We start from the raw sequence: 20,512 nt of genomic DNA, 5'->3' as shown, positions 1-20,512 counted from the left end.
AGCTCATCGGCCAACGAAGTTGCTGTGATTTCACGCATTGAGAGCTATTCCGGCCCATGTAGACCCGCTTTGAGCGGCCCCGTCGGCCTCGCAGGTTCTGACGCTTCCGCGGTCGGCATGCTTGTTCAAAGCAGAGACGGTTGCGCCGCCTCGTCGAGGCGTAGAATTCCCAGAAGCATCCACTGTTCAGGACGCTTCTTGGCTGTTCCCAAAGCCAATGCGATCCCTGCGGTCACGTAAGCCTCCTCGTACGTCTTCCGCAGGTGCTCAAGAGCCCTCTCGTCGCCGTACTGCCGGCTTAGCGAGAAGAAGGCCGCGGCGGTCTCCCAGTCCCCGCATGCCATCTCGTGCCTGCCGTCCGCATCTTCATAGCGAAGCTTGAGCTCATAGGGGCAGGGCGCGATCTGGAGGAGTTCCTTGTCGAAGAGATTTCCTTGCGCAGCAGTTTTCACTCGGCGCGCCTCTTCCTCGGCCATGTCTGAAGCCGACCGTCGGCGAGCAATGAACTTAACGTTCCGGGGGCGGATCAAGGTGAGGCTTTCACCGCGCTCCGCCGCCTGCGAAGTCGAGCTGCGAAAAAGCTTGTCGAAGAAGCCCGCCCGTTCGCGCACGGGGATTGGCTTCTCCTTCTGCAGGGAGTCTTCGTGAACTCGGCGGCTTTCAACCCGGCGGTCGTCGCGCGGTCTATCGGGGCGGTAGGACACGATGTCCCAGCGGGAGAACTGCGCCTCGCCAGTCAGGTGTCGAAATCGGATAGGAAAAAGCCTGCGCCACTCGCCATCGGGTGTGACCCCGGCGCAGCAGACCGTTTCTCCGTACTTCTGACTAGGCTGCGGCCAAGCCTTGATAAGGATGATCGTACGTTCGCGCTGCGGCGCCATTGCTCTTCGGCTCAAGCTCTACCTTGAGGTGAACAATGGCCAGTTCGCTCGCCTTGGCAACGCTTAGGGCGACCATTGTTCTGTGGCAGTGCGCCGCATCTGCTTCAAAACACAGGAGCGCGAGGCGCTGACGTTCGGCCAAACTTTGGAGCTCCTCCAAAGCCGCTTGGGCTTCCGCAGATTGAAGGTGCTGCGCGTAGATCGTGCGGAACAACGAAAACTGTCCCGCCCGGGCGGCGTCGCGGCCCGGCTTGGGGTCTCCTAGCGCGCGTAGATGCGTGTAGTCGATACCGTGACCTTCGATCCGTGCCGCAAGGCCGGTCTTGGAGAATCCCTTTCGCCGGCTGACAGCAACGGCGCGAAGGTCGACTAAGCGTTCGACCCCCGAACTTTGCAAGGTCGCGTCAAAGGCCTCTGGGGTAGCCCCCTCATAGCCGATGGTGAACAAATGGGTCATGGTGGCTCCTTGAGCCATGCGTGGCCGGATTTGGTTAACGAGCCATTTCACAGCTGGGAGAGCGCGTGAAATGCATGATTGCACGGCGGCCGAAGTCGCTGAACGGCTTTCGGCGCGCGGGAACCAAGGTAAGCCGCGGCGCGGTGTTCTGGACGGATCCGTTCGGACCGCGAGAATGTCCAGTTCGTGCAGCTAAGCCAACTTCCGCAGTTGGCGCATAGCCGCCGGACCAGGAAGCATTAGCTGCTGGTCTGGAACGGGGACAGCCAACCTCGCTGTGTTAGCCCCAAAGCCCCTTCAGCCAGCCCCACCGCTGGCGGTTGAATGCGGGACGGGCTTGCTCGATTGCAGCTGGCGGGGGTGTTTCCCTTAAAAGCGCTAGCTCAATTGAGGTCTCGCGACCGGCCTCCGCAAGCCACCCATGTAGCTCGGCCAACCCTGCAGCGATCGCAGGACCCCTGTCCTCCGCGCCACGAACTCTGGCAATCACTCGCGTGTAAGCCACCAGCATGTCTTCAAGAGCGGCCTGCCGTGAGGCAAGCGCAACCAGCTGCGTTTGATGGTCGGACAACGGTGACACGACGATGCTCCTTTGCGTCCCAGCAGCAGAGGTCGGCCGGCACATTGGACAAGGGCGCAAGCGCCATTCTTGCGCTTGCTCGCAAGCGGCGCCGAAATATCAGGCGATGCTGCCTCAAGGAGATCGCATGCATGCCATAGATGAGCTCGGAGCCCTGATCCTCAACGGAGGCGCTTCTACCCGCATGGGCGCAGACAAAGGTGGGCTGGACTGGTGGGGGCGGTCGGCACTGCAGCGCTGCCGATCGACTACAGCGGCTGTGGGCGCCGACCCGATCCTCGTCGTAGGGCCGGGTGGGGAGGTGGAAGACCCGCAACTTGGACCAGTCGGGGGCGTGCTCGCCGGAGCCGCGGCCCTGCGGGCTCTTGGCATTCACCGCGCGCTTATCCTGGCGGTGGATGCACCGACCATTGAGGTCAAAGATCTCGTGCCGTTGCTTAGCGCTGGCGACCCGGGAGCGGCCTTCGAGGGCCTGCATCTGCCGATGGTGATCGCACTCGACGCCCTGGCGGAGGATGCGCAATGCGGATGGCCCTTGGCGCGTCTGGCGGAGCGCGCTGGCTTGAGGAGGCTGGCGCCTGCGCCTGAAGCCCGGGAGCGGCTCAGAGGGGCCAACACACCCGTCGAGCGTGAACGTCTTCTTCAAGCGCCCGCCGCGCCGGACGCGGCTTGGGAGCGCCGACCGCGATGATCAATTTCTGAGCACTTGAACGGTGTGACTGTCCGGATTGCGATGAGGGCCTGCGTACGGCGGCGCACCGTCCTATGAAATCCCCATGCGCGTGCTTATCGTCGATCCCGATCCAGCCCGCGCCGCGCTCGTGATCGAAGGGCTTGGCGGCGTGCAGCCGCTGCAAGTACGGCATCTCACGGTTCTCGACGAGCAGGAGGCCGTCGCCTTTGGACCTGATGTCGTAGTCGTCGCCGCCGACAGCCCGGATCGGGACACCCTGGAGAGCCTGCGCGAATCCAGCCACGCCAACCCGCGCCCCGTGGTGATGTTCGTCGATCGATCCGAGCCCGGTCTTGCCGAGGAAGCGGTCCGGGCCGGCGTGGCCGCCTATGTCGTCGGTGGCCTGGCTCCGGCACGGGTCCGCCCGGTGCTCGAGGTGGCCATGAGCCGCTTTGCGCTCATGAATCAGTTGCGACTCGATCTGGAGAAGGCCAAGGCCGACTTGGCTTCACGCAAGTCCGTTGAACGCGCCAAGGCGTTGTTGATGCGTGAGCGCGGTCTGGATGAGGAGGCTGCGTACAGGCTGCTGCGCAAGCTTTCCATGGACAAAGGGCGCCCGTTGGGCGCCGTCGCCGCCGACCTTCTCGCCTTCGCCGACATCCTGAAGGGGGAAGCCGATGGCTGATCACCTGCTCTTTGGCTTCTTGCCGCTCTTCGACGCCGCCCCCCTCATCGTGGCCAAAGACAAGGGCTTCTTTTCGGCGCGTGATCTGAAGGTTGATCTGCGCCGGGAGGCTTCCTGGGCCACCGTGCGCGACAAGCTGGCGGTCGGCGCGCTGGACGGAGCGCATCTATTGGCCCCTCTGGCGCTGGCGGCGCGTCTTGGAGATGCCAGCGAGCCGAACCGGCTCATCGCGCCCGTTACGCTGAACGAAGGCGGCGCGGCTATCACGCTGTCACGTCGGCTGGAGGTCGACGGGCTGACGCTGCCGCAGCACGTCGCCGGCCGCCGGGAGGCGGGGCTAGGCCCGCTGACCTTCGCGGTCGTCTATCCGCACGCGCTGCACAACTACCTGCTTCGCGACTGGCTCGCGGCGGCCGGCGTCGATCCCGTGAACGATGTACGCATCACCGTCGCCCCGCCAGCCCGTATGGGCGAGCTCCTCGAATGCGGGGCGATAGACGGCTTTTGTGCAGGTGAGCCATGGAATCTGGCCGCCCAGGCCTCTGGCGTCGCTAAGGTCGCGGCGAGGGCCTCCCAGCTCCAGCCCGGCGCCCTCGACAAGGTCTTTGCGTTCGCCGACTCGCCTCTGCAGCGGCAGTCAGACCGCTTGGCCGCGGTCGTCGCAGCGCTGGAAGATGCTGCAGCCTGGGCCCGGCACCCGGCAAACCGTGCAGAGCTCGTATGCCTCCTCAGCACGCCCGAGGCGTTAGGCCCCGTCGCGACCACCGCCAGCGCTGCATTGGACGAGATCCGGTTCGCCGTCGCCCAAGCTCCGCCCCAGGCCGTGGCGCGGCAGACCGAGCAGATGCTCCGCTGGGGCGCGGCCGCCGGCCCTGAGCAGACGGTTGAGGCCGCCAGTCAGGTCTTCGCGCCTCTCACTTAGCCACAAAACCGATCAGAAGCCGCGTCGGGGCGCCTGATTTTTCCGCGATGTAGCCGTCGTCGAGGTTGGCCGCTGCAAGAAGAGGTGACGGCGGCCGCGGAGCGATCCGTCATGGGGTCAAGGCCCAGGACAACGGCGTTCGCGGCTCATTGCGACCGGCAGCTCGATGATGAGCTGCTTTGCGCCACGGCGACGCCGCCGCTTCCGTCCATATCTGCACGGGGCCTCCCGCTATGCTGAACCGCGCGTTCCTGAAGGCCGGTCATACGCCGACCCTCCTGTCAGCCTTTCTCTATTTCGACCTCAGCTTCATGGTCTGGGTCCTGCTCGGCCCGCTGGGCGTCGCCATCGCCGAAGATTTTGGCCTTACGCCTTCGCAGAAGGGCCTCATGGTCGCTCTGCCTGTTCTCGCCGGCGCGCTCCTGCGCCTGGTCGCGGGCGTGATGGTCGACCATCTGGGCCCCAAGACCACCGGCATCATCGGTCAGCTCGTCGTCATGATCGGTCTGGGCGTCGCCTGGCTCTTTGGGGTCGGCGGTTATCCGCAAGTCCTGGCCCTGGGTTGTGTGCTTGGCGTGGCCGGCGCTTCCTTCGCCGTGGCCCTGCCGCTGGCTTCGCGCTGGTATCCCCCGGAGCATCAAGGTCTCGCTCTGGGCATCGCAGGAGCCGGCAATTCCGGAACCGCTCTGGCGGCGCTCTTTGCGCCGGGGCTCGCGCAGGCCTTCGGATGGACCAACGTCATCGGGCTGGCCGTCGCGCCCCTGATGGTCGCCTTCATCGTCTTTGCGGTCTTCGCCAAGGACCCGCCGGCGCGGCCTCAGCCAAAGGCGCTCGCCCAGTATCTTGAGGTCCTCAAGATCAAGGACGCCTGGTGGCTCATGGCGCTCTACGGCGTCACTTTCGGCGGTTTTGTGGGGCTGTCGTCCTCGCTGACGATCTACTTCAACGCCGAATATGGTCTGCCGGCCGTGACCGCCGGCTTGTTCACCGCCGCGTGCGTGTTTGCCGGCTCCTTCGCCCGCCCGGTCGGGGGAGGCCTGGCTGACCGGTTCGGCGGCGTGCGCACCTTGACGGCTGTCTACCTGCTCGCCGCCTTGCTGCTAGCCGCGGCCAGCTTCCAAGCCGCCGACGAGCACATGGCTCTGATGGTTCTCATGTCGGCCATGATCGTCCTGGGCGCCGGCAATGGAGCAGTCTTCCAGCTTGCGCCTCAGCGCTTTGGCAAGGAGATCGGCGTCGTCACCGGACTAGTGGGCATGACCGGAGGGCTGGGGGGCTTCTACCTCGCCTCCAGCCTGGGCTGGGCCAAACAGGCGACCGGATCCTATCAGGCCGGCATCTTGGCCTTCTCCCTGCTTTGCCTCATCGCGCTCCTTGGCCTCACGGGGGTCAAGGGCCGGTGGAGGCGCACATGGGCGGGGATATCCGGTCCGGCCGCCGCGCCGCTGCGCCTCTAGGAGTACCGCCATGGTCAAGCAAAAGCTCGTCGTCATCGGCAATGGCATGGCCGGATGCCGCGCGGTTCAGGAAGTTCTCAAGCGCGACCCGGACCGCTATGAGATCACCATTTTCGGGGCCGAACCCCGGGTGAACTACGACCGCATCATGCTGTCGCCCGTGCTGGCCGGCGAGAAGCGGTTCGAGGACATCATCATCAATGACCTGTCCTGGTACCAGGACAACAACATCACCCTGCACGCCGGCCGAGCCGTGGACGCCATAGACGCACAGGCCCGTCAGGTCAGGGCAGGGGACATCACGGCGCCCTACGACAAGCTGATCCTCGCCACAGGATCCGATCCCGTCAGATTGCCCCTGCCGGGGATCGGCTTGAAAGGCGTGGTGGCCTTCCGTGACCTCGATGACGTCGACGCCATGGTCGCGGCCGCGGACGCAGGCGGCAGGGCCGTGGTGATCGGCGGCGGGCTCTTGGGGATCGAAGCGGCCTACGGTCTTGCCAGGAGGGGCATGGAGGCCACCGTCGTCCATCTGATGGACGTGCTCATGGAGCGCCAACTTGATCCGTCGGCCGGCCATCTTCTCGCCGAAGCGCTTGGCGCTCGCGGCGTCGAGACCGTCCTTGGCGCCCAATCCGAAGAAATTGTCGGGCGCGATGGCCAAGTGGCCGGCCTTCGATTGAAGGATGGCCGCACCTTGCCTTGCGAGCTTCTCGTTCTCGCGGTCGGCATCCGTCCGAACGTGGCGCTCGCCCGGGCCGCCGGTCTTGAGATCGGTCGCGGCGTGGTCGTCGACGACGCCATGCGTACGTCCGATCCGAACATATTCGCCGTCGGCGAATGCGTTGAGCACCGCGGCCAGATCTATGGGCTCGTCGCGCCCATCTGGGAGATGTGCAAGAGCCTCGCCCTCGGGCTCACCGGCGGTCTTGGCGCCTATGAAGGCACGGTGCTGTCGACACGCCTGAAGGTCTCAGGCGTCGAAGTCTTCTCGGCGGGCCGCTTCGCCGGCGGTGAAGGCTGCGAGGACATCGTCTTTCGGGACGCCGGGCGCGGCGTCTACAAGCGCCTCGTTATAGAAGAGGGGCGCCTCGCCGGCGCGGTGCTCTTTGGGGAGGCGGCCGACGGCGGCTGGTACTTTGACCTCATGCGCTCGGGCGCCGCGGTCTCCGATATGCGAGAAACCCTGATTTTCGGTCAGGCCGCCACGGAGGGCCTTCGAGGTCTGGACCCTAGCGCGGCCGTTGCAGCCATGGCCGACGACACCGAAGTCTGCGGCTGCAACGGCGTCTGCAAGGGCGCGATCGTAGCGGCGGTTACGGGCCAAGGCCTCAATACGCTTGATGCGGTCAAGGCTGTCACCAAGGCCTCGGCTTCCTGCGGCTCCTGCACGCCCCTCGTTGAGAAGCTGCTCAAGCTCACCTTGGGCGACGGGTTCAAGACGCAGGCGGGTCCAAAGCCGGTCTGCGGCTGCACGCATCATGGCCATGAGCATGCCCGGCGAGCGATCGTGGATCTCGGGCTCAAATCGCTGCACGCGGTCTTTCAGGCCTTGGAGTGGACCACCCCCGACGGCTGCGCCAGCTGCCGGCCGGCGCTGAACTACTACCTGCTCTGCGCCTGGCCCGGCGAGTACCGCGACGACAAGCAGTCGCGCTTCATCAATGAGCGCGTCCACGCCAACATCCAAAAGGACGGCACCTATTCGGTCGTCCCCCGCATGTGGGGCGGCATGACCAGCGCCGCGGAACTTCGCGCCATCGCCGATGTGGTCGATAAGTTCGCTATCCCGTCGGTGAAGGTGACCGGCGGCCAGCGCATCGATCTTCTTGGCGTGCGCAAGGATGACCTCCCGGCGGTCTGGTCAGATCTGAACGCTGCGGGCTTGGTCAGCGGACACGCCTACGCAAAAGGCCTGCGCACCGTCAAAACCTGCGTGGGATCCGACTGGTGCAGGTTCGGCACGCAGGACTCCACCGGCCTTGGGGTGCGGCTTGAGAAGTTCATGTGGGGCTCCTGGACCCCCGCCAAGCTGAAGCTTGCGGTCTCGGGCTGCCCTCGAAACTGCGCCGAAGCCACCTGCAAGGACATCGGCGTGGTCTGCGTCGACAGCGGTTACGAGATCCACATCGGCGGCGCTGCCGGGCTGCACATCCAGGGCACGCAACTGCTGACCAAGGCCGTCGGAGAGCGCGAGGCCCTTTGGGTGATCTGCGCGGCGACCCAGCTCTATCGTGAGGAGGGCTTTTACCTGGAGCGCATCTACAAGTGGGTGGATCGGGTCGGCCTCGAGCACATCCGCCGGCATGTAGAGGACGAGGGCCTGCGCCAGGCGCTCTACGACCGCTTCGCCTATTCGCAGCGCTTTTCAAGGATCGACCCCTGGGCCGAGCGCGTGGCAGGCCGCGACGCCGACGAATTCAATCCGCTCAGCCGCCGCATGGAGTTCGCCCCGGCATGACGCTCACACTGGACACGATCGTCTGGACGGACGTGGGGGCCGTCACCGATATCCCGTTGCGAGGCGCAAGGCGGGTGCCCACAGCCGATGGCGATATCGCCATCTTCCGCACCGGAGACGGAGCCGTCTTCGCCCTGAAGGACGCCTGCCCGCACAAGGGCGGTCCCTTGAGCCAGGGCATTGTCCACGGTCGTGCGGTCGCCTGTCCTCTCCACGGGTGGAACATCGACCTGGCCACCGGCGAGCCCATGGGCGCCGACCACGGAAAGGGCTGTGCGCCCAAGGTGCCGCTGCGCGTGGAACTGGGCCGTCTTTTGCTGGGGCGGATCTGACATGGACGGGGAAGGGGGCCCGGTGCGCACGACCTGCCCCTACTGCGGCGTCGGCTGTGGCCTGGCCGTGTCGCCACGGGACCGCCTCCTGAAGGCTTCCGGCGATGCGGCTCACCCGGCCAACCTGGGGCGGCTTTGCTCGAAGGGCGCCGCGCTGGGCTCTACGGTCGGCCTCGATGGCCGCCTGCTGCACCCATCGATCGGCCGGCGGCGGGCCTCATGGAAGGAGGCCGCGGGGCTCGTCGGGCAGCGTTTTCGTGAAACAATCGACCGCCATGGGCCCGACGCCGTCGGCTTCTATGTCTCAGGCCAGCTGCTCACAGAAGACTATTACGCAGCCAACAAGCTGATGAAGGGCTTCATCGGCTCAGGCAACATCGACACCAACTCGCGCCTGTGCATGGCTTCGGCCGTGGTCGCTCACAAGCTGGCCTTCGGCGCCGATCTGGTGCCGGGCTGCTACGAGGACCTGGAGATCGCCGATCTTGTCGTCTTCAGCGGCCATAACGCCGCCTGGACGCATCCTGTGCTCTATCGGCGCATGGAGGCGGCAAAGGCCTGCGGCCAGCAGCATGTGGTCATTGATCCGCGACGGACCGACACCGCCGAGATGGCGGACCTGCACCTGGCGCTCCACCCCCAGACGGACGTGCGGCTATGGAACGGCCTTCTGGCCGACCTGATCCGGCGCGGCGCCATCGATCGCGGGTTCATCAACGATCATGTCAACGGGCTGAATGAGGTCGAGCAAGCGCTGGCGCAGGACGATCAGTCGATCGCGTCGGTGGCCGTCGACTGCGGCTTGAAGATTGCGGATCTGGAGCGCTTCTACGCACTCTTCGCCCGAACGCCCCGGACGGTCAGCCTGTTTTCCATGGGCGCCAATCAGTCGGCCCAGGGCGTCGCTAAAGGCCTCGCCATCATCAACGCCCATCTGGCCACGGGCCGCATCGGCAAGCCTGGCGCCTGTCCGTTCTCGATCACCGGCCAGCCCAACGCCATGGGCGGACGCGAGACCGGCGGCATGGCCACGACCCTGGCCGCCCACATGGACTTCGATGAGGCCGCGCGGCGCAGGGTCAAGCGTTTCTGGGGCGCCCCGACGATAGCGGCGACGCCGGGCCTCAAGGCGGTCGACATGTTCGAGGCGGCGGCCGACGGCCGCATCAAAGCCCTTTGGATCATGGCGACCAACCCGGCCGTCAGCCTGCCCGATGCGCACAGGGTGCGCCAGGCGCTCAAGGCCTGTCCGTTCGTGGTCGTCTCCGACGTCATGGCGGACACGGACACCCTGGCCTTCGCCGATGTCGCCCTGCCGGCCCTGGCCTGGGGCGAAAAGGATGGAACGGTCACAAACTCGGAGCGGCGCATCTCCCGTCAGCGGGCGCTTTTCGAAGCGCCCGGAGAAGCAAGGGCGGACTGGAGGATCATCGCCGACGTGGCGCAGGCCATGGGATTCGCCGACGGCTTCAACTGGCGCTCGCCGGCACAGATTTTCCGAGAATGGGCGCGCCTGACGGCCTATGAGAACGACGGGCGCACGCTCAATCTTGCCGGGCTGACCGGGATGACGCCCCAATCCTATGACGCGCTGGAGCCGGTCCAGTGGCCGGTCACCGCCGCAGGCGGAACCCCGCGCCTCTTTACCGATGGTCGCTTCGAGACAGCCGACGGCCGCGGAAGGATGAACCCGGTGCGCCCGCGAGGACCGGCCCGGGAGGTTTGCGAGGTCTATCCCCTGGCGCTCAACACCGGCCGGGTGCGCGATCACTGGCACACCCTGACGCGCACCGGCCTTGCTCCGGAGCTCTGCCGTAACGAGCCGGAACCCTTCGTGGAGCTGCATCCTGACGACGCCGCCGCCTCGGGCGTATGCGACGGACAGCTGACGCGCGTGCAGACGCGCAGCGGCGAGGCGGTTGTCGTGGCGCGCCTCACAGATCGTCAGACGCCGGGCTGCGCCTTCATGCCGATGCATTGGACAAGCGCCTACGCGGCATCCGGCCGGGTCAATCCGCTTGTCGCCGCCGCCGTCGACCCGCGATCGGGCCAGCCGGAGTTCAAGCACACCCCTGCGCGTGTGCGTCCCTACAGGGACACCTGGCGCGGGTTCTATATCGGCCGCCGGCCAGAACTTTCGATGTCCGGCGACCTGATCTGGCGCCGTATCACTCAGGACGGCTGTCACCTGCACGAGTTCGCCGGTCGCGGCGACGTTCGCGAGCGAGAGGCCCTTCGGCGACGGCTCGTCGAAGGCGCCGGGCGCGATGTTCTTCGGCTGGAAGACGCCTCCGCGGGCAGCCTCAGGGAGGCCTATCTGAACGAGGGGCGGCTGGACCGGGTGTTCTTTGCAACGACCGGGGGCCGGCTTCCGCCTCGTGAATGGCTGACGCAGCTCTTCGAGAAGCCCTGCCTCGATGACCTCGACCGCCTCAACCTGCTGATCGGACGCGCGCCGGGCCAGCCGCACTCCAATTCCCCGGTCGTCTGCGCCTGCCGCGGCGTCCGCGCCGACAAGATCGTGGCCGCCGCCAGAGCCGGAGCACGGGACGTCGACACCGTCGCCGACGCCACGGCCGCCGGCTCGGCCTGCGGATCCTGCCGGCCGCAAATCGCCCGCATCCTCAAGGAGACCCTCGTCATGGCGAATCAAGATGCCGCGTGAAAAGGCTGTCGGCAGGGTCAGCCTGGTGGGCGCGGGTCCGGGAGCCGCGGACCTGCTCACCGTTCGGGCGCTTCGCCATATCCGAAGCGCTCAGGCGGTACTCTATGACGCTCTCGTCTGCGACGACGTCATCAGCCTCGCCCCGGCCGCCTGCCTCAAGATCCAGACGGGCAAGCGGGCAGGGCGCACGAGCATGAAGCAGGAGACCATCAATCGCCTGATGCTTCGGCTGGCCAGGCGGGGCCTGACGGTCGTTCGCCTCAAGGGGGGAGATCCGTCGATTTTCGGTCGGGTAGGGGAGGAGGCGGCCTTCCTTCGCGCCCACCAGATAGACGTCGACGTCGTGCCCGGCGTGACCGCCGCCTGCGCCGCCGCAGCCCAGTTCGACGTGCCTTTGACCCATCGCGCCGAAGCCCGTCGCCTGGTGATCGCCACGGCGACCACGGCTGACGGCCGGCTCACGGAAGAGGGGTGGGCAGGCGCTTCGGATCGAGAGACCACGCTGGCGCTCTATATGGGGCGCTCGAAACTGGCCGAAGCCTCAGCACGCCTGATCGCGGCCGGAAGGCGCGGTTCTACTCCGGTGCTCGCGATTGAAAATGCTGGCCGGGCCACGGCACGCGCGATCGGCGGCACGCTCTCCGAGCTTCCGGCGCAGCTTGCCGCCGAAGACCTCGATGGTCCCGTGGTCGTGATCGTGGGCGAGGTGGCGGCGCGCTCCTCGGCCTGGCGAGCGACGACATTCCTCCAAGCCGACAAGGAAGCCCGCCTATGAGCGATGAGCAACTGTTCGCCTTCGAAAGCGACTTCGTCGCCAGCTTGAGATGCATACCTATGGCGGTCCGCATGAAGCTCGACCGGGTGGCGATCAAGCTCACGCTTCGACAGTGGAGCCGGTTCACGCTGGACGATCGCCAGCAACTGCTGCGGACGCCCTGCCGAACACACCGGGAGATCGGCGACTATCGACGCCTGCTCGTTGAGCTGGTGGCGTGCCGTGCAGGGGAGGTGGCTGGTGCATTGACCAACCCGCCAGAGCCCCTGTGGGAGCAGTCTGACAGCGTCCCCGAAATCGTCGCCATCCACGCCCGATCGATCAAGGCTTCACCGCCGGCGCCAGCACAGTGGTCCGGCCTCACCGAATTGCAGCGGTTCGCGCTGCTGAAACTGACCCGAGACAACCACGACAACGTCAACTTCGTGCCGGCAATGCGCGAGTTCGGCATTATTTAGTGAGTAAATTCAATGGCGTCCCCGCGCTTCTTGAGAACGCGCACCGGCCCGCCGCTTTGCACGCTGCTGCACGTGGACTGCTCGAGAGCCGATGCCCATCAAAAGCGCGTCCACTCTCCAACCGCTGCAATCGAAAAGGAACTCCCGACACTCTCGCCGATTCCGACCAATTGCTCCTCGCTGAACGCAAAGTTCACAAGGTGCTCGGGAAGAACCGCAAAACGCCGCTCATGAACGTCTATAACGACGGTCCTTCGTTCATAACATTCGGCCATCCAATTTGCGGCCAGGAACTTCGAATCCGGCGTGAAGGCGAAATTGCAGACCCAGGCATAACCAGGGAGCTTCACGCCATCGACCTGGAGCTCATGGTAGCTATCGCCGTGGGGCGGTTCGCCCAAGTAGCGCAGCGCAATTTCGTGACCGCCGTCAGGCGAACGCAGAATGTAATCGCCCATGCCGGCCCAGCGGCTTTGACCGTCCGGTGCAAAATCGAGTGTCGTGACCTGCATGGCGTCCATCAAAGCACGTGGGTCGAGGCGATCAACCGGCAAGCCGTCTTTGAAGCAGCGTCACCGACCGCATTTGATGCCCCATATTCTCGTAATAGATGCAGCTTCTAGGCCGCTTCAACAGGATAGGGGCGCCTAATCGCACCATAAATGGTGCTCCTTTTCAGGTGACTAAAAGCCTCACAGGGGCCGGCGGAGAACTTCCCCGGACAGGTCGAAGTGTCCGGCCCCTTCGCGGCCCAAGCCCGGGGCGCGCCGCGGGCGCCCTAGTGCGCTTCAGCGCTGGTGCCCGCACTTCTCTTGGCACACGCACCCGTTGGGTCAGACCCTGATCATCACCGAGGGCATCGGCCGCGTGCAGGCCGAAGGCGATGCGGTTCAAGGGGTTCGGCCCGGCGACATCGTCACCATAGCTCGCAGTCAGCGTCACTGGCACGGGGCGGGCCTCGCCAGCCCGATGAGCCACCCGCCATCGCCGAGGTACTCAACGGCAAGTCGGTCGATTTGATGGAACAGGTATCTGATGCCCAGTATCGCGGGGAGGACAAACCCGCGCCGTAATGGCTGCCCGACGGACGCCAGCTGTAGCCGTAGTCGGTGGGCTGAGGCCGGCGCCCAGCTAGGTCTCGATCACCACGCGCCGGCGTTCTTCGGCCAACGACTGAGCACCATGCTAGGGCTGCGGATATGCAGTCGGCGCGGCATGCTGAGTCACGAGATCAAGCCAGGATCGAAGGCGTCCAACGCTATCAGCATAGCCTCAAACTGATCCAGATGTGAGCGGCTGGGCTCGACCGCATCGAGCCCGACTGCGTCCCGGAGACCATTCACCACGTCCACAGATAGAGTCGAGACCTTGGCGGCCTCATCCAGCGTGAACTCAGCCTCGGCATACACTTGTGCGACCCGCAGCTTCGCGGATTGGTGTGCGTAAATGTTATTCCTCAGGTGTCGTATCTTTTCAAAGATCGGCTCGGCTTCGGCGAGCGCGGCCCGACCCGCCGTGAGGTCTCCCATGCCCGTCTCCGCGACCTCGCGTACGAGACGGGGCAGGGTGTTGTTGCCCTTGCTCTGAACGTAGGCCGCGCCAAAGCGATTGTAGAAGGCGTACCGGTGGGCGAGGGAAGTTACCGACCACAGATCGGGCATGGTCTCGCGATAGAGCTCTGACCGATCCCAGCCTTCCTGTCTGATGTGCGCTGCCCATAAATCGTAGTGTAGGCACCCCGCGATTACGTTGCGGGTCATCATCTCGATGCGTTCAGCGATCGCTATCATTTGAAGGACCTGTAGGTGGAGCCTGCCCAACGAGTGGACGGGCGCTAGTCTCAGATCGGCTACTCGCCACCTTCAAGCCTGCGCCGCAGAGCATCATGCTCAGCACTCCGATCCTTCTGCGTGAAGACATCGACCTTGGTCCGGCCCTGGCGGAAACGATCCATAACTTCGCGCAGCCTCTTGAGCTCTTCCGCGGTTTTGACCGAGGGGTCGCCGCTGCCGAGCTGGATAAAATCGCGATAGTGTTCAAGGGAAAGCCGATAGCTGAACAAGAGCATCCTGCCGGCAGGCTTCGCTCGGTAACGGATAGCCACGTTGTAAGCGTTGCCTATCAGCCCAGCTCCTTCGCCAACGAAGTTCTGGAGCACCTGACCCGGCCGCAGCACACTGATGCTGTTGATAGGAAGGGGCACGGATTGTCCACGGTCGTCGGTCCTGCTCAACGGCGGATCAAATGAAATTTGAACGTCGTAAGCAGGCCCGGTTCCGCCATTCTGGATGCACAGCTCCATATGGATCATCGACCAGCGGCTCGGCTCAAGCGTAGCGGTGATGGTCGGCTCGCTCGTGGCTTCGGCCATTCGCTTTGTCGCTTTAAACAGCAACCAGGTGAGGAACGTCAGGACTGCGGAGGACAGCGCGGTCGCAACGCTCGCTCCCACCGTCGACCACGACAAGATTTCTTCTGATGTCATCTGCCACTCCGTCGCCAGCATCGTTGAGTCGGAGGGCCGACGTCGAGACCGCCGTTCGATGGAATTTGGACTGAGCCGTTCCGCGGTCGGGTGACCAACACGTGTTCAGTTTATGATCGAGACTATCGCATCATGACGCAACTGCGATCGGGTCTGATGAAGTCCACTGGTCGTCACCTTGCGCTTTACTGGGGATCAGGGCGCGACCCAAAGGGCTTCTGGAAGACTGACACTGCACCTGAGATTAGCCCATGTATTTCGCATCACGCAAATTATCACCTGAGCAATGTAAAGGCACTAGAAGGCCCATGACATAGAACCGCAAATATACCCTGCGCGGTGTATGAATTGCCAGTTCCACGTGTCGACTCCGATATTGACTCTCACATAATGAATCGGCATTTGATTTGTGCCGCTTTACTGAGAGGGAGCGCCTATGGCTGGCCAGAGGGCGTGGGATGAGAACCTGCCGAAGCGCTTCATGGCCGCTCGCAAGTTCGTGTCAGGGCTGCTTGGCTGGGGAGACTTCAGCGCTGCGGCAGCAGAACTCAACATCTCGATCGACACACTCCGCCGCGATATACGGAGGGCCCGCCAGCATCAGAATTACGACGCGTGGCGACCACGGCAGCGTGGGCGCAAGAAGGGAACGAGCAAATTCGCGCCGCTCGTACATCAGGTCATCGAAAGGGAAGTCTATCGAGCGGCCCGTCATCCGCAGAACTTCTCGCTAACGGCCCGTGAGATCGAGGGCGCGCTGATCGCCGAAGGGTTGCCCATTGAGGAGCAGCCCAAGCCTTCTTCGGCACGCCGCCTCGCCAAGGCGGTGGAAGCCAAAAATTTCCCGCATTTCCAGCGTGCCCGCTACGGCCGGCATGGCGATCGTAACGTGGCTCTGCAACGCGGTGAGATCACAGCCAGCAGACCGCTGGAGATCGTGATGATCGATCATACGATCTTCGATGCCCACGTCTGGTTCGACATCGGATCTCGTCGGGTCGCACTTCGGCCGACTGTCACCGCTGCCAAGGATCTGTGCACTGGTGTGACCCTTGCGGCATTCTTATCGCCGCTGCGACCGAGCAGTTCGACGGTGGCGCTTGCGATGGCGCTGATGTCCGTGCCGAAGACGAAGCTCCTGCAGCAGTACGATCTTCCTGGCACGTGGGAGCCGCACGGCACTCCGCTGCAGTTGCTGGCCGACGGGGAGTTCGAAAGCGAGGGGCTCAGAGCCGCGCTGGCTAAGCGCGGCGGCGAGCTCGTCATTGGCCCGCCCGGCGATCCGGACAAGCGGCCTCACATCGAGCGGGTTTTTGGCGTGTGGAAGGAGCAGATCCACCGACTCCAGGGCGCGACGCTCAGCAACCCACAGCATCTCGAGGCTCACGGAGGTCGTCGACCCACGGAGATGACGTTCGAGCAGGCGCAACGCCAGATGCTCAACATCGTCACAGCGCACAACAACGAGACCTACGAGGGCATGAAGCCGCCGCCTCTAGCGCTTTGGGAGGCGGCGATCGGCCAGCCTGGGGTCATGGCCCAGGTGCCCATCAGCCCCTTCGAGACCTTCATCCATTTTCTGCCACGTCGGTTTCCGAAGATCGGCTTTGAAGGCCTGAAATGCCTCGGGGGACTCTATCGCTCGACTGAGGTCGCGGTTCTGAAATTGGAGGGCGTCAAAGAGGTTGAGGTGGCGTTCGACCCGAGGGACATCAGCCAAGTCTGGCTCTTGCGTGACGGTCAGCCGCCAGCGCCTGTCCCACGCGTCGTACATACGACCGCGCCGACGGATTTCTACGGCTACAAAGAGTGGCGAAAGGGCGAGCGCGCCAGCGCCCGCGGGCTTCGCGACAGCGCCTTGCTCTCTCAGCTGAAGGTGGCGCGCGACACCAACCACCTATGGACGCCATCGCCAGCCATAGCCGACGTCACGCCTCCGCGCGGCCCAACCCGGCTTCGAGCCCGTCACGCAGCGGATGACCGCCGCTTCGCCGATTTCAAACCAGCGCCTATGGCCGCACAGGCGCCGCAGGATCGAGACGTTCGGGTCGAAGGGCCTTTGGAAGAACAGCCGGACGACGCCCTCATCATTCCAACCTATCAATGGTGGTCGCGATGACGACGGAGAACCCGTATCCACATCTGGATCCGCGTATCGCAAGGATTGCAGCACGCTCCGACAAGGCACGCCTGCGGTACATCGATGAGGACCGGATCGTCGCTACGCCGACCTTCCTATTCGTCGGTGAAGAGCTCGAAATCCAGTATCGAAGGAAGCAGACGCTCCGCGCCGTCGGCCTGGCGCTTCTGGGGCCACCAGGCATCGGCAAGACGTTCATTCTGAAGAGCTTCCAGGAACGTCACCCCAGTTACCGCGACAAGCAGGGCATGCTCAAGGTGCCGGTGTTGTATCTGCAATACCCGGCTGAACCGAGCATTCCTTGGCTCATCGAAGAGATGATCAGAAAGCTCGGATACAAGCTTGCGTTACCTCGGTCGACAGGCGCTCGCTTTCGCAAACTTGTCGAACTTCTCGAGGAGGCTGGCACGCGGGTGATCATCCTCGACGAGACTGGCAACGTCGATGATTTCCCCCGCTCTGCGGTCATTGCTTTTCGCCATGCGCTGAAGTGGCTGACCAACGAGACAATGGTCCCTGTGGTGCTAGCTGGCACTGAAGTAGTGGCGAATGTACTGGACGAAGATATCCAGCTCAATCGGCGCTTTCGCCGAATCTTGATGGAGCCCTGGCCGTGCAAATCTGAGTACAGTGGGTTTATAGCCGCGTACCTCGCAGGCATGCCCCTGCGTCTCCCCACTGTGGTCAACCGAGCGCTGATCGAGCGCGTCTTCGACGACGGTGGCGACATCACCCACGACGCTGTGATGTTGCTCCAAGACGCTGCTCGGATCGCTATCAAGACAGGCTCCGAGGTCATCAGCGTCCACGAATTGGAAGCGGCGAGGGGAGGTCGCGCTTTCATCCCCACCGCGAGCGAGGCCCGCGAGTCGGCCCGTGACCGCCGTCGGCGCGGTTGACCGCCAATGCTGTTCGCCTACGCCGCGAGCCCTGAACCAGGCGAATTGCTTAGCGGATGGATCCACGCCATCGCGCGCGGGCAGGGCACATCGATCGCGGCCCTGATCGACCGTCCTGCCGGGGATTTGGACTGGCGGCCGGAGGAGTCACTTCTCAGGCTACTGGCAAAGGGCGCCGAAACCACGGTCCCGCAGCTGCGCAGCATTGTCGCTCAGGCCTGCAGGGCCCAGCCGCTAGCTCAATACCGACTCAACCCCGGCCGCACCAAACGCTGGCAGATCTGCCTTCACTACGCTCAGCTTGACCATGACCGCATTGGCCGCACGGTTTTACGGGCGCGCGACAACAGCGTTTTCGCGGCCGCCTGTCCCGACCATGCTTGCCTGCTCTCAGAAGTTGGCGAGGAGTTTTTGCCGCGTCGTCGGCCGACCAATGTCGAAGTGGAGCGACACGCCTTTCCGGTGCCCGACCTGGTTTTGCAGTTTCAATCGGTGATGATGGGCCTCAGCAATCGGGCGCCAGGCCATTTCCTTGTGAGTGAACCCGAGATGGTTCGCCGCGTCGGTCTCGATCTCGCTCTTGTCTTGGTCTCGGATCGTGGCTTCTTCTGGAGCCTCAGCGACTGGGTCTCTCGTGAGCGCCTGAGGCGCTCCACGGCGTGCAGTCTGGCAGCTGATCTCGAGGCGCTAAGCACTCTCGGCGCGACCATGCGCAGCCACGCTCTAGTCGCTGCGGCGCTGTTGCTCTGTCGCCCTTCAGCCGAGCTCACCGCCACCATGAGGGTTTGGGAGGCGGGGCTGTACGGAGCTTCAACCCGCAACCTTACGCGAACCATGGCGTCGCCCTGGTCCGTGGCGATCAACGAGATGACGCCGTTCCAGCTGCGTATGCTCGACTGTATGCGCAGGCAGTGGCCGCCCCCCCTGAACGATATGGTGATCGCACATTTGAGCCGTCGAGTTCATATGCACGGCCAGCTGTATGTTGAGCGCCCTTGATAATTGGGCCGACGCAGTTTCTGATTCGGCAATGCCGTCGGCCGCGAAACCAAAATCATTTGCTGAGCAGGGGAGGGTCGCCCTCTCCGTGCGCCTGCCAGCCCTGCTGCATCGACGCATGCGTGCGATCGCGCTCGAGCGCGGCGAACGGGTCAACGATCTTTATCAGTCAGCACTCGCTCGTTTTGTGGCCGACCGCTTGCCTGATGAGCCCTTCTTAAGGGGGCCTCCGACGTCGGCCACCCAGATTACACTTTGGTTGGAGCCTTCTTTCCATCGGCAGCTCAAGGCTGAGCTGGATAGGCGCGAGCAGTTTGCCTCCAATGTTGTGCTGACAACAGTCCTGGAGGAGTATGGGGCCGATTTGCAGTTGACCGACGCCGTTAGGTGACAGGGTTCGTCGATGAGCAGCTTCGACATAGCCATGATTGCTATGACGCCCATAGTGATCCTGGCCGGAATTTCTGCCTGGTTCCTGGTGAAGCGGGTTGAGAGCCTAAGAAGCAACGTCAAAGACGAGCGTGAGGCCGCAATCTCCACCCCGGACGCGAGACTTTAGGAGATACGTCGATGGGCGATCTTTCGACGATCCGGACATTCATCCTCCAAGAGGCACGGCTGGCCTTTCGCGCTGCGCTCATGCCTATTACGGCCACCGTTCGAGGGCTGCGTGATCTCACTATCGAAGCGCTTGCGGCGGACCGTGCGTCCGACAAACGGGAAACGAAGAAATAGGGTTTGCCGTGGCGTCGACACAACGCGACCTCTACGACGACTTGAACGAAGCGCTGGCGCAAGCCGACGCTTGTAGCGTCAGGAATGCTTTGAACGGGATGCTGGCTAACAAGGGCCTGCCTCTCATGCACCGACGCGATCCAAGCCTGTCGCGGGTTCTCAAAGCTCTAGCCGCGCTCGGCCTCCGTTTCAGCGCGGCTCTGGTCCCGACGGTCAAATAGCCTTTCCGACTGAACGGTAAAGCGTCGACCGGGCAACCCCCAGAGTTCTCGCCACATCCGTTCCGGTGATCGTCGGGTCGGCCAGGAGGCGCCTGGCATGCTCGATTTGCAAACCAGAGAGTTTTAGGGGCCGGCCGCCGTGGCGCCCGCGCGCCTTAGCAGCTGCCAGGCCCGCGCGCGTACGGTCGCGGACTAAGTCGCGCTCCATCTCCGCTAGCGCCGCCATTACGTGGAAGAAGAAGCGGCCGGAGGCGGTCGAGGTGTCGATCCGGTCGGTGAGGCTCGCAAAGTGGACGCCCCGCTTTTCGAGCTTGCTCACCAACTCGACGAGCTGACGGACAGTGCGCCCCAGGCGGTCGAGCTTCCACACAACGAGCGTGTCGCCAGCCCTCAGGTGGGAGAGTGCAGCGCTTAGCGACGTCCGGTCCTCACGGCTGCCGCTGACCTTCTCCTCGAAAATGCGTTCGCAACCCGCCGCCAGAAGCGCGTCCTTCTGAAGGTCGAGGTTCTGTTCGTTCGTCGAGACGCGGGCGTAGCCGATGAGCATACGCAACAAAGTCCGAAAACTCGTCCGGAACGCAAGTTTCGAGCCTTTGATTTCGCAACAGAGTTTTCGGACTGGGGGCAGCCGATTTTATTTGATCGGGAGTCCAATCCGTTTCGCTGTCCGGAAAAGGGTGGTTTTAG

The 20,512-nt window shown here is 64.1% G+C and carries 21 protein-coding genes and 1 pseudogene; 16 read left to right on the top strand and 6 right to left on the bottom strand.

The features are described from left to right. Nucleotides 1-125 precede the first annotated feature (125 nt). Nucleotides 126-881, bottom strand: coding sequence for a hypothetical protein (locus P7B02_RS11475; RefSeq protein WP_277786476.1), 756 nt, complete (start codon nt 879-881; stop codon nt 126-128). Then, entirely contained in the window at nt 826-1,338 is a 513-nt protein-coding gene (locus tag P7B02_RS11470; protein ID WP_277786475.1) for a DUF488 domain-containing protein, read from the bottom strand. The genes P7B02_RS11475 and P7B02_RS11470 overlap by 56 nt, the downstream gene beginning before the upstream one ends. Before the next feature lie 584 nt (nt 1,339-1,922). On the opposite strand from P7B02_RS11470, the gene mobA reads away from it, so the two are divergent. From mobA to P7B02_RS11425, 9 genes are all read left to right on the top strand, one after another. Further along, nucleotides 1,923-2,609 carry a molybdenum cofactor guanylyltransferase gene (gene mobA / locus P7B02_RS11465; protein ID WP_347276649.1) on the top strand — a complete coding sequence of 229 codons (687 nt, stop codon included), beginning with the start codon at nt 1,923-1,925 and terminating at the stop codon, nt 2,607-2,609. 85 nt (nt 2,610-2,694) lie between these two features. Further along, entirely contained in the window at nt 2,695-3,276 is a 582-nt protein-coding gene (locus P7B02_RS11460) for an ANTAR domain-containing response regulator (protein ID WP_277786474.1), read from the top strand. Then, nucleotides 3,269-4,198 carry an ABC transporter substrate-binding protein gene (locus P7B02_RS11455; protein WP_277786473.1) on the top strand — a complete coding sequence of 310 codons (930 nt, stop codon included), beginning with the start codon at nt 3,269-3,271 and terminating at the stop codon, nt 4,196-4,198. The genes P7B02_RS11460 and P7B02_RS11455 overlap by 8 nt, the downstream gene beginning before the upstream one ends. A 233-nt stretch (nt 4,199-4,431) precedes the next feature. Continuing rightward, the gene (locus tag P7B02_RS11450; RefSeq protein WP_277786472.1) at nt 4,432-5,655 is read left to right on the top strand and encodes a nitrate/nitrite transporter; all 1,224 of its coding nucleotides are present in this window, start codon (nt 4,432-4,434) and stop codon (nt 5,653-5,655) included. Between the two features lie 10 nt (nt 5,656-5,665). Then, nucleotides 5,666-8,116 (top strand): nitrite reductase large subunit NirB, encoded by a 2,451-nt coding sequence (gene nirB, locus P7B02_RS11445; RefSeq protein ID WP_277786471.1) that lies wholly within the window; start codon nt 5,666-5,668, stop codon nt 8,114-8,116. Next, entirely contained in the window at nt 8,113-8,448 is a 336-nt protein-coding gene (nirD, locus tag P7B02_RS11440; RefSeq protein ID WP_277786470.1) for a nitrite reductase small subunit NirD, read from the top strand. Before nirB ends, nirD begins: the two co-directional genes overlap by 4 nt. A 1-nt stretch (nt 8,449) precedes the next feature. After that, complete coding sequence (locus tag P7B02_RS11435) at nt 8,450-11,113, top strand: nitrate reductase (protein WP_277786469.1); 2,664 nt, start codon at nt 8,450-8,452, stop codon at nt 11,111-11,113. Next, nucleotides 11,103-11,888 (top strand): uroporphyrinogen-III C-methyltransferase, encoded by a 786-nt coding sequence (gene cobA / locus P7B02_RS11430; RefSeq protein ID WP_277786468.1) that lies wholly within the window; start codon nt 11,103-11,105, stop codon nt 11,886-11,888. The genes P7B02_RS11435 and cobA overlap by 11 nt, the downstream gene beginning before the upstream one ends. Next, nucleotides 11,885-12,346: a nitrate reductase associated protein gene (locus tag P7B02_RS11425; protein WP_277786467.1), complete on the top strand. Its 462-nt coding sequence runs from the start codon at nt 11,885-11,887 to the stop codon at nt 12,344-12,346. The genes cobA and P7B02_RS11425 overlap by 4 nt, the downstream gene beginning before the upstream one ends. Nucleotides 12,347-12,444: 98 nt before the next feature. Here P7B02_RS11425 and P7B02_RS11420 read toward each other — a convergent pair whose 3' ends face one another. Further along, entirely contained in the window at nt 12,445-12,900 is a 456-nt protein-coding gene (locus tag P7B02_RS11420; protein WP_277786466.1) for a hypothetical protein, read from the bottom strand. A gap of 265 nt (nt 12,901-13,165) precedes the next feature. Here P7B02_RS11420 and P7B02_RS19700 point away from each other — a divergent pair. Next, nucleotides 13,166-13,366 (top strand): annotated as a pseudogene (locus tag P7B02_RS19700) (hypothetical protein); the annotation flags it as partial. Between the two features lie 203 nt (nt 13,367-13,569). On the opposite strand, the gene P7B02_RS11415 reads toward P7B02_RS19700, so the two are convergent. Next, nucleotides 13,570-14,136, bottom strand: a complete 567-nt coding sequence (locus P7B02_RS11415; RefSeq protein WP_277786465.1) for a hypothetical protein — start codon at nt 14,134-14,136, stop codon at nt 13,570-13,572. 59 nt (nt 14,137-14,195) lie between these two features. After that, the gene (locus P7B02_RS11410) at nt 14,196-14,831 is read right to left on the bottom strand and encodes a hypothetical protein (protein ID WP_277786464.1); all 636 of its coding nucleotides are present in this window, start codon (nt 14,829-14,831) and stop codon (nt 14,196-14,198) included. 481 nt (nt 14,832-15,312) lie between these two features. Here P7B02_RS11410 and P7B02_RS11405 point away from each other — a divergent pair, with 481 nt between their 5' ends. From P7B02_RS11405 to P7B02_RS11380, 6 genes are read left to right on the top strand one after another with little or no spacing between them, the layout of a single operon-like run. Then, nucleotides 15,313-16,950, top strand: a complete 1,638-nt coding sequence (locus P7B02_RS11405) for a Mu transposase C-terminal domain-containing protein (RefSeq protein WP_277786463.1) — start codon at nt 15,313-15,315, stop codon at nt 16,948-16,950. Next, a complete protein-coding gene (locus P7B02_RS11400; protein ID WP_277786462.1) occupies nt 16,947-17,870 on the top strand; it encodes a TniB family NTP-binding protein in 924 nt (307 codons plus the stop codon). Before P7B02_RS11405 ends, P7B02_RS11400 begins: the two co-directional genes overlap by 4 nt. Nucleotides 17,871-17,876: 6 nt before the next feature. Beyond that, nucleotides 17,877-18,869, top strand: a complete 993-nt coding sequence (locus P7B02_RS11395; protein WP_277786461.1) for a hypothetical protein — start codon at nt 17,877-17,879, stop codon at nt 18,867-18,869. Further along, complete coding sequence (locus tag P7B02_RS11390) at nt 18,853-19,260, top strand: hypothetical protein (protein WP_277786460.1); 408 nt, start codon at nt 18,853-18,855, stop codon at nt 19,258-19,260. Before P7B02_RS11395 ends, P7B02_RS11390 begins: the two co-directional genes overlap by 17 nt. 12 nt (nt 19,261-19,272) lie before the next feature. Next, on the top strand, nt 19,273-19,428 hold the full coding sequence (locus tag P7B02_RS11385; protein ID WP_277786459.1) for a hypothetical protein: 156 nt from the start codon (nt 19,273-19,275) through the stop codon (nt 19,426-19,428). A gap of 11 nt (nt 19,429-19,439) precedes the next feature. Continuing rightward, nucleotides 19,440-19,604 (top strand): hypothetical protein, encoded by a 165-nt coding sequence (locus tag P7B02_RS11380; RefSeq protein WP_277786458.1) that lies wholly within the window; start codon nt 19,440-19,442, stop codon nt 19,602-19,604. Between the two features lie 213 nt (nt 19,605-19,817). Here P7B02_RS11380 and P7B02_RS11375 read toward each other — a convergent pair whose 3' ends face one another. Continuing rightward, a complete protein-coding gene (locus tag P7B02_RS11375; RefSeq protein WP_277786457.1) occupies nt 19,818-20,372 on the bottom strand; it encodes a recombinase family protein in 555 nt (184 codons plus the stop codon). Nucleotides 20,373-20,512 lie beyond the last annotated feature (140 nt).

Source organism: Caulobacter segnis, from assembly GCF_029543125.1.
Classification (GTDB): Bacteria; Pseudomonadota; Alphaproteobacteria; order Caulobacterales; family Caulobacteraceae; genus Caulobacter; species Caulobacter segnis_D.
The sequence above is the reverse complement of the archived record's forward strand: the minus strand, read 5'-3'. Positions and strand labels throughout refer to the sequence as shown.

Excerpts from the sequence above, each read along its gene's own strand:
- P7B02_RS11400 (WP_277786462.1), top strand. The coding sequence starts at position 16,947 with ATGACGACGGAGAACCCGTATCCACATCTGGATCCGCGTATCGCAAGG.
- P7B02_RS11475 (WP_277786476.1), bottom strand. The coding sequence starts at position 881 with ATGGCGCCGCAGCGCGAACGTACGATCATCCTTATCAAGGCTTGGCCG.
- P7B02_RS11390 (WP_277786460.1), top strand. The coding sequence starts at position 18,853 with ATGTTGAGCGCCCTTGATAATTGGGCCGACGCAGTTTCTGATTCGGCA.
- P7B02_RS11395 (WP_277786461.1), top strand. The coding sequence starts at position 17,877 with ATGCTGTTCGCCTACGCCGCGAGCCCTGAACCAGGCGAATTGCTTAGC.
- P7B02_RS11415 (WP_277786465.1), bottom strand. The coding sequence starts at position 14,136 with ATGATAGCGATCGCTGAACGCATCGAGATGATGACCCGCAACGTAATC.
- P7B02_RS11385 (WP_277786459.1), top strand. The coding sequence starts at position 19,273 with ATGAGCAGCTTCGACATAGCCATGATTGCTATGACGCCCATAGTGATC.
- P7B02_RS11375 (WP_277786457.1), bottom strand. The coding sequence starts at position 20,372 with ATGCTCATCGGCTACGCCCGCGTCTCGACGAACGAACAGAACCTCGAC.
- P7B02_RS11450 (WP_277786472.1), top strand. The coding sequence starts at position 4,432 with ATGCTGAACCGCGCGTTCCTGAAGGCCGGTCATACGCCGACCCTCCTG.
- P7B02_RS11435 (WP_277786469.1), top strand. The coding sequence starts at position 8,450 with ATGGACGGGGAAGGGGGCCCGGTGCGCACGACCTGCCCCTACTGCGGC.
- nirB (WP_277786471.1), top strand. The coding sequence starts at position 5,666 with ATGGTCAAGCAAAAGCTCGTCGTCATCGGCAATGGCATGGCCGGATGC.
- nirD (WP_277786470.1), top strand. The coding sequence starts at position 8,113 with ATGACGCTCACACTGGACACGATCGTCTGGACGGACGTGGGGGCCGTC.
- P7B02_RS11425 (WP_277786467.1), top strand. The coding sequence starts at position 11,885 with ATGAGCGATGAGCAACTGTTCGCCTTCGAAAGCGACTTCGTCGCCAGC.
- P7B02_RS11405 (WP_277786463.1), top strand. The coding sequence starts at position 15,313 with ATGGCCGCTCGCAAGTTCGTGTCAGGGCTGCTTGGCTGGGGAGACTTC.
- mobA (WP_347276649.1), top strand. The coding sequence starts at position 1,923 with ATGCTCCTTTGCGTCCCAGCAGCAGAGGTCGGCCGGCACATTGGACAA.
- P7B02_RS11410 (WP_277786464.1), bottom strand. The coding sequence starts at position 14,831 with ATGACATCAGAAGAAATCTTGTCGTGGTCGACGGTGGGAGCGAGCGTT.
- P7B02_RS11470 (WP_277786475.1), bottom strand. The coding sequence starts at position 1,338 with ATGACCCATTTGTTCACCATCGGCTATGAGGGGGCTACCCCAGAGGCC.
- P7B02_RS11380 (WP_277786458.1), top strand. The coding sequence starts at position 19,440 with ATGGGCGATCTTTCGACGATCCGGACATTCATCCTCCAAGAGGCACGG.
- cobA (WP_277786468.1), top strand. The coding sequence starts at position 11,103 with ATGCCGCGTGAAAAGGCTGTCGGCAGGGTCAGCCTGGTGGGCGCGGGT.
- P7B02_RS11460 (WP_277786474.1), top strand. The coding sequence starts at position 2,695 with ATGCGCGTGCTTATCGTCGATCCCGATCCAGCCCGCGCCGCGCTCGTG.
- P7B02_RS11455 (WP_277786473.1), top strand. The coding sequence starts at position 3,269 with ATGGCTGATCACCTGCTCTTTGGCTTCTTGCCGCTCTTCGACGCCGCC.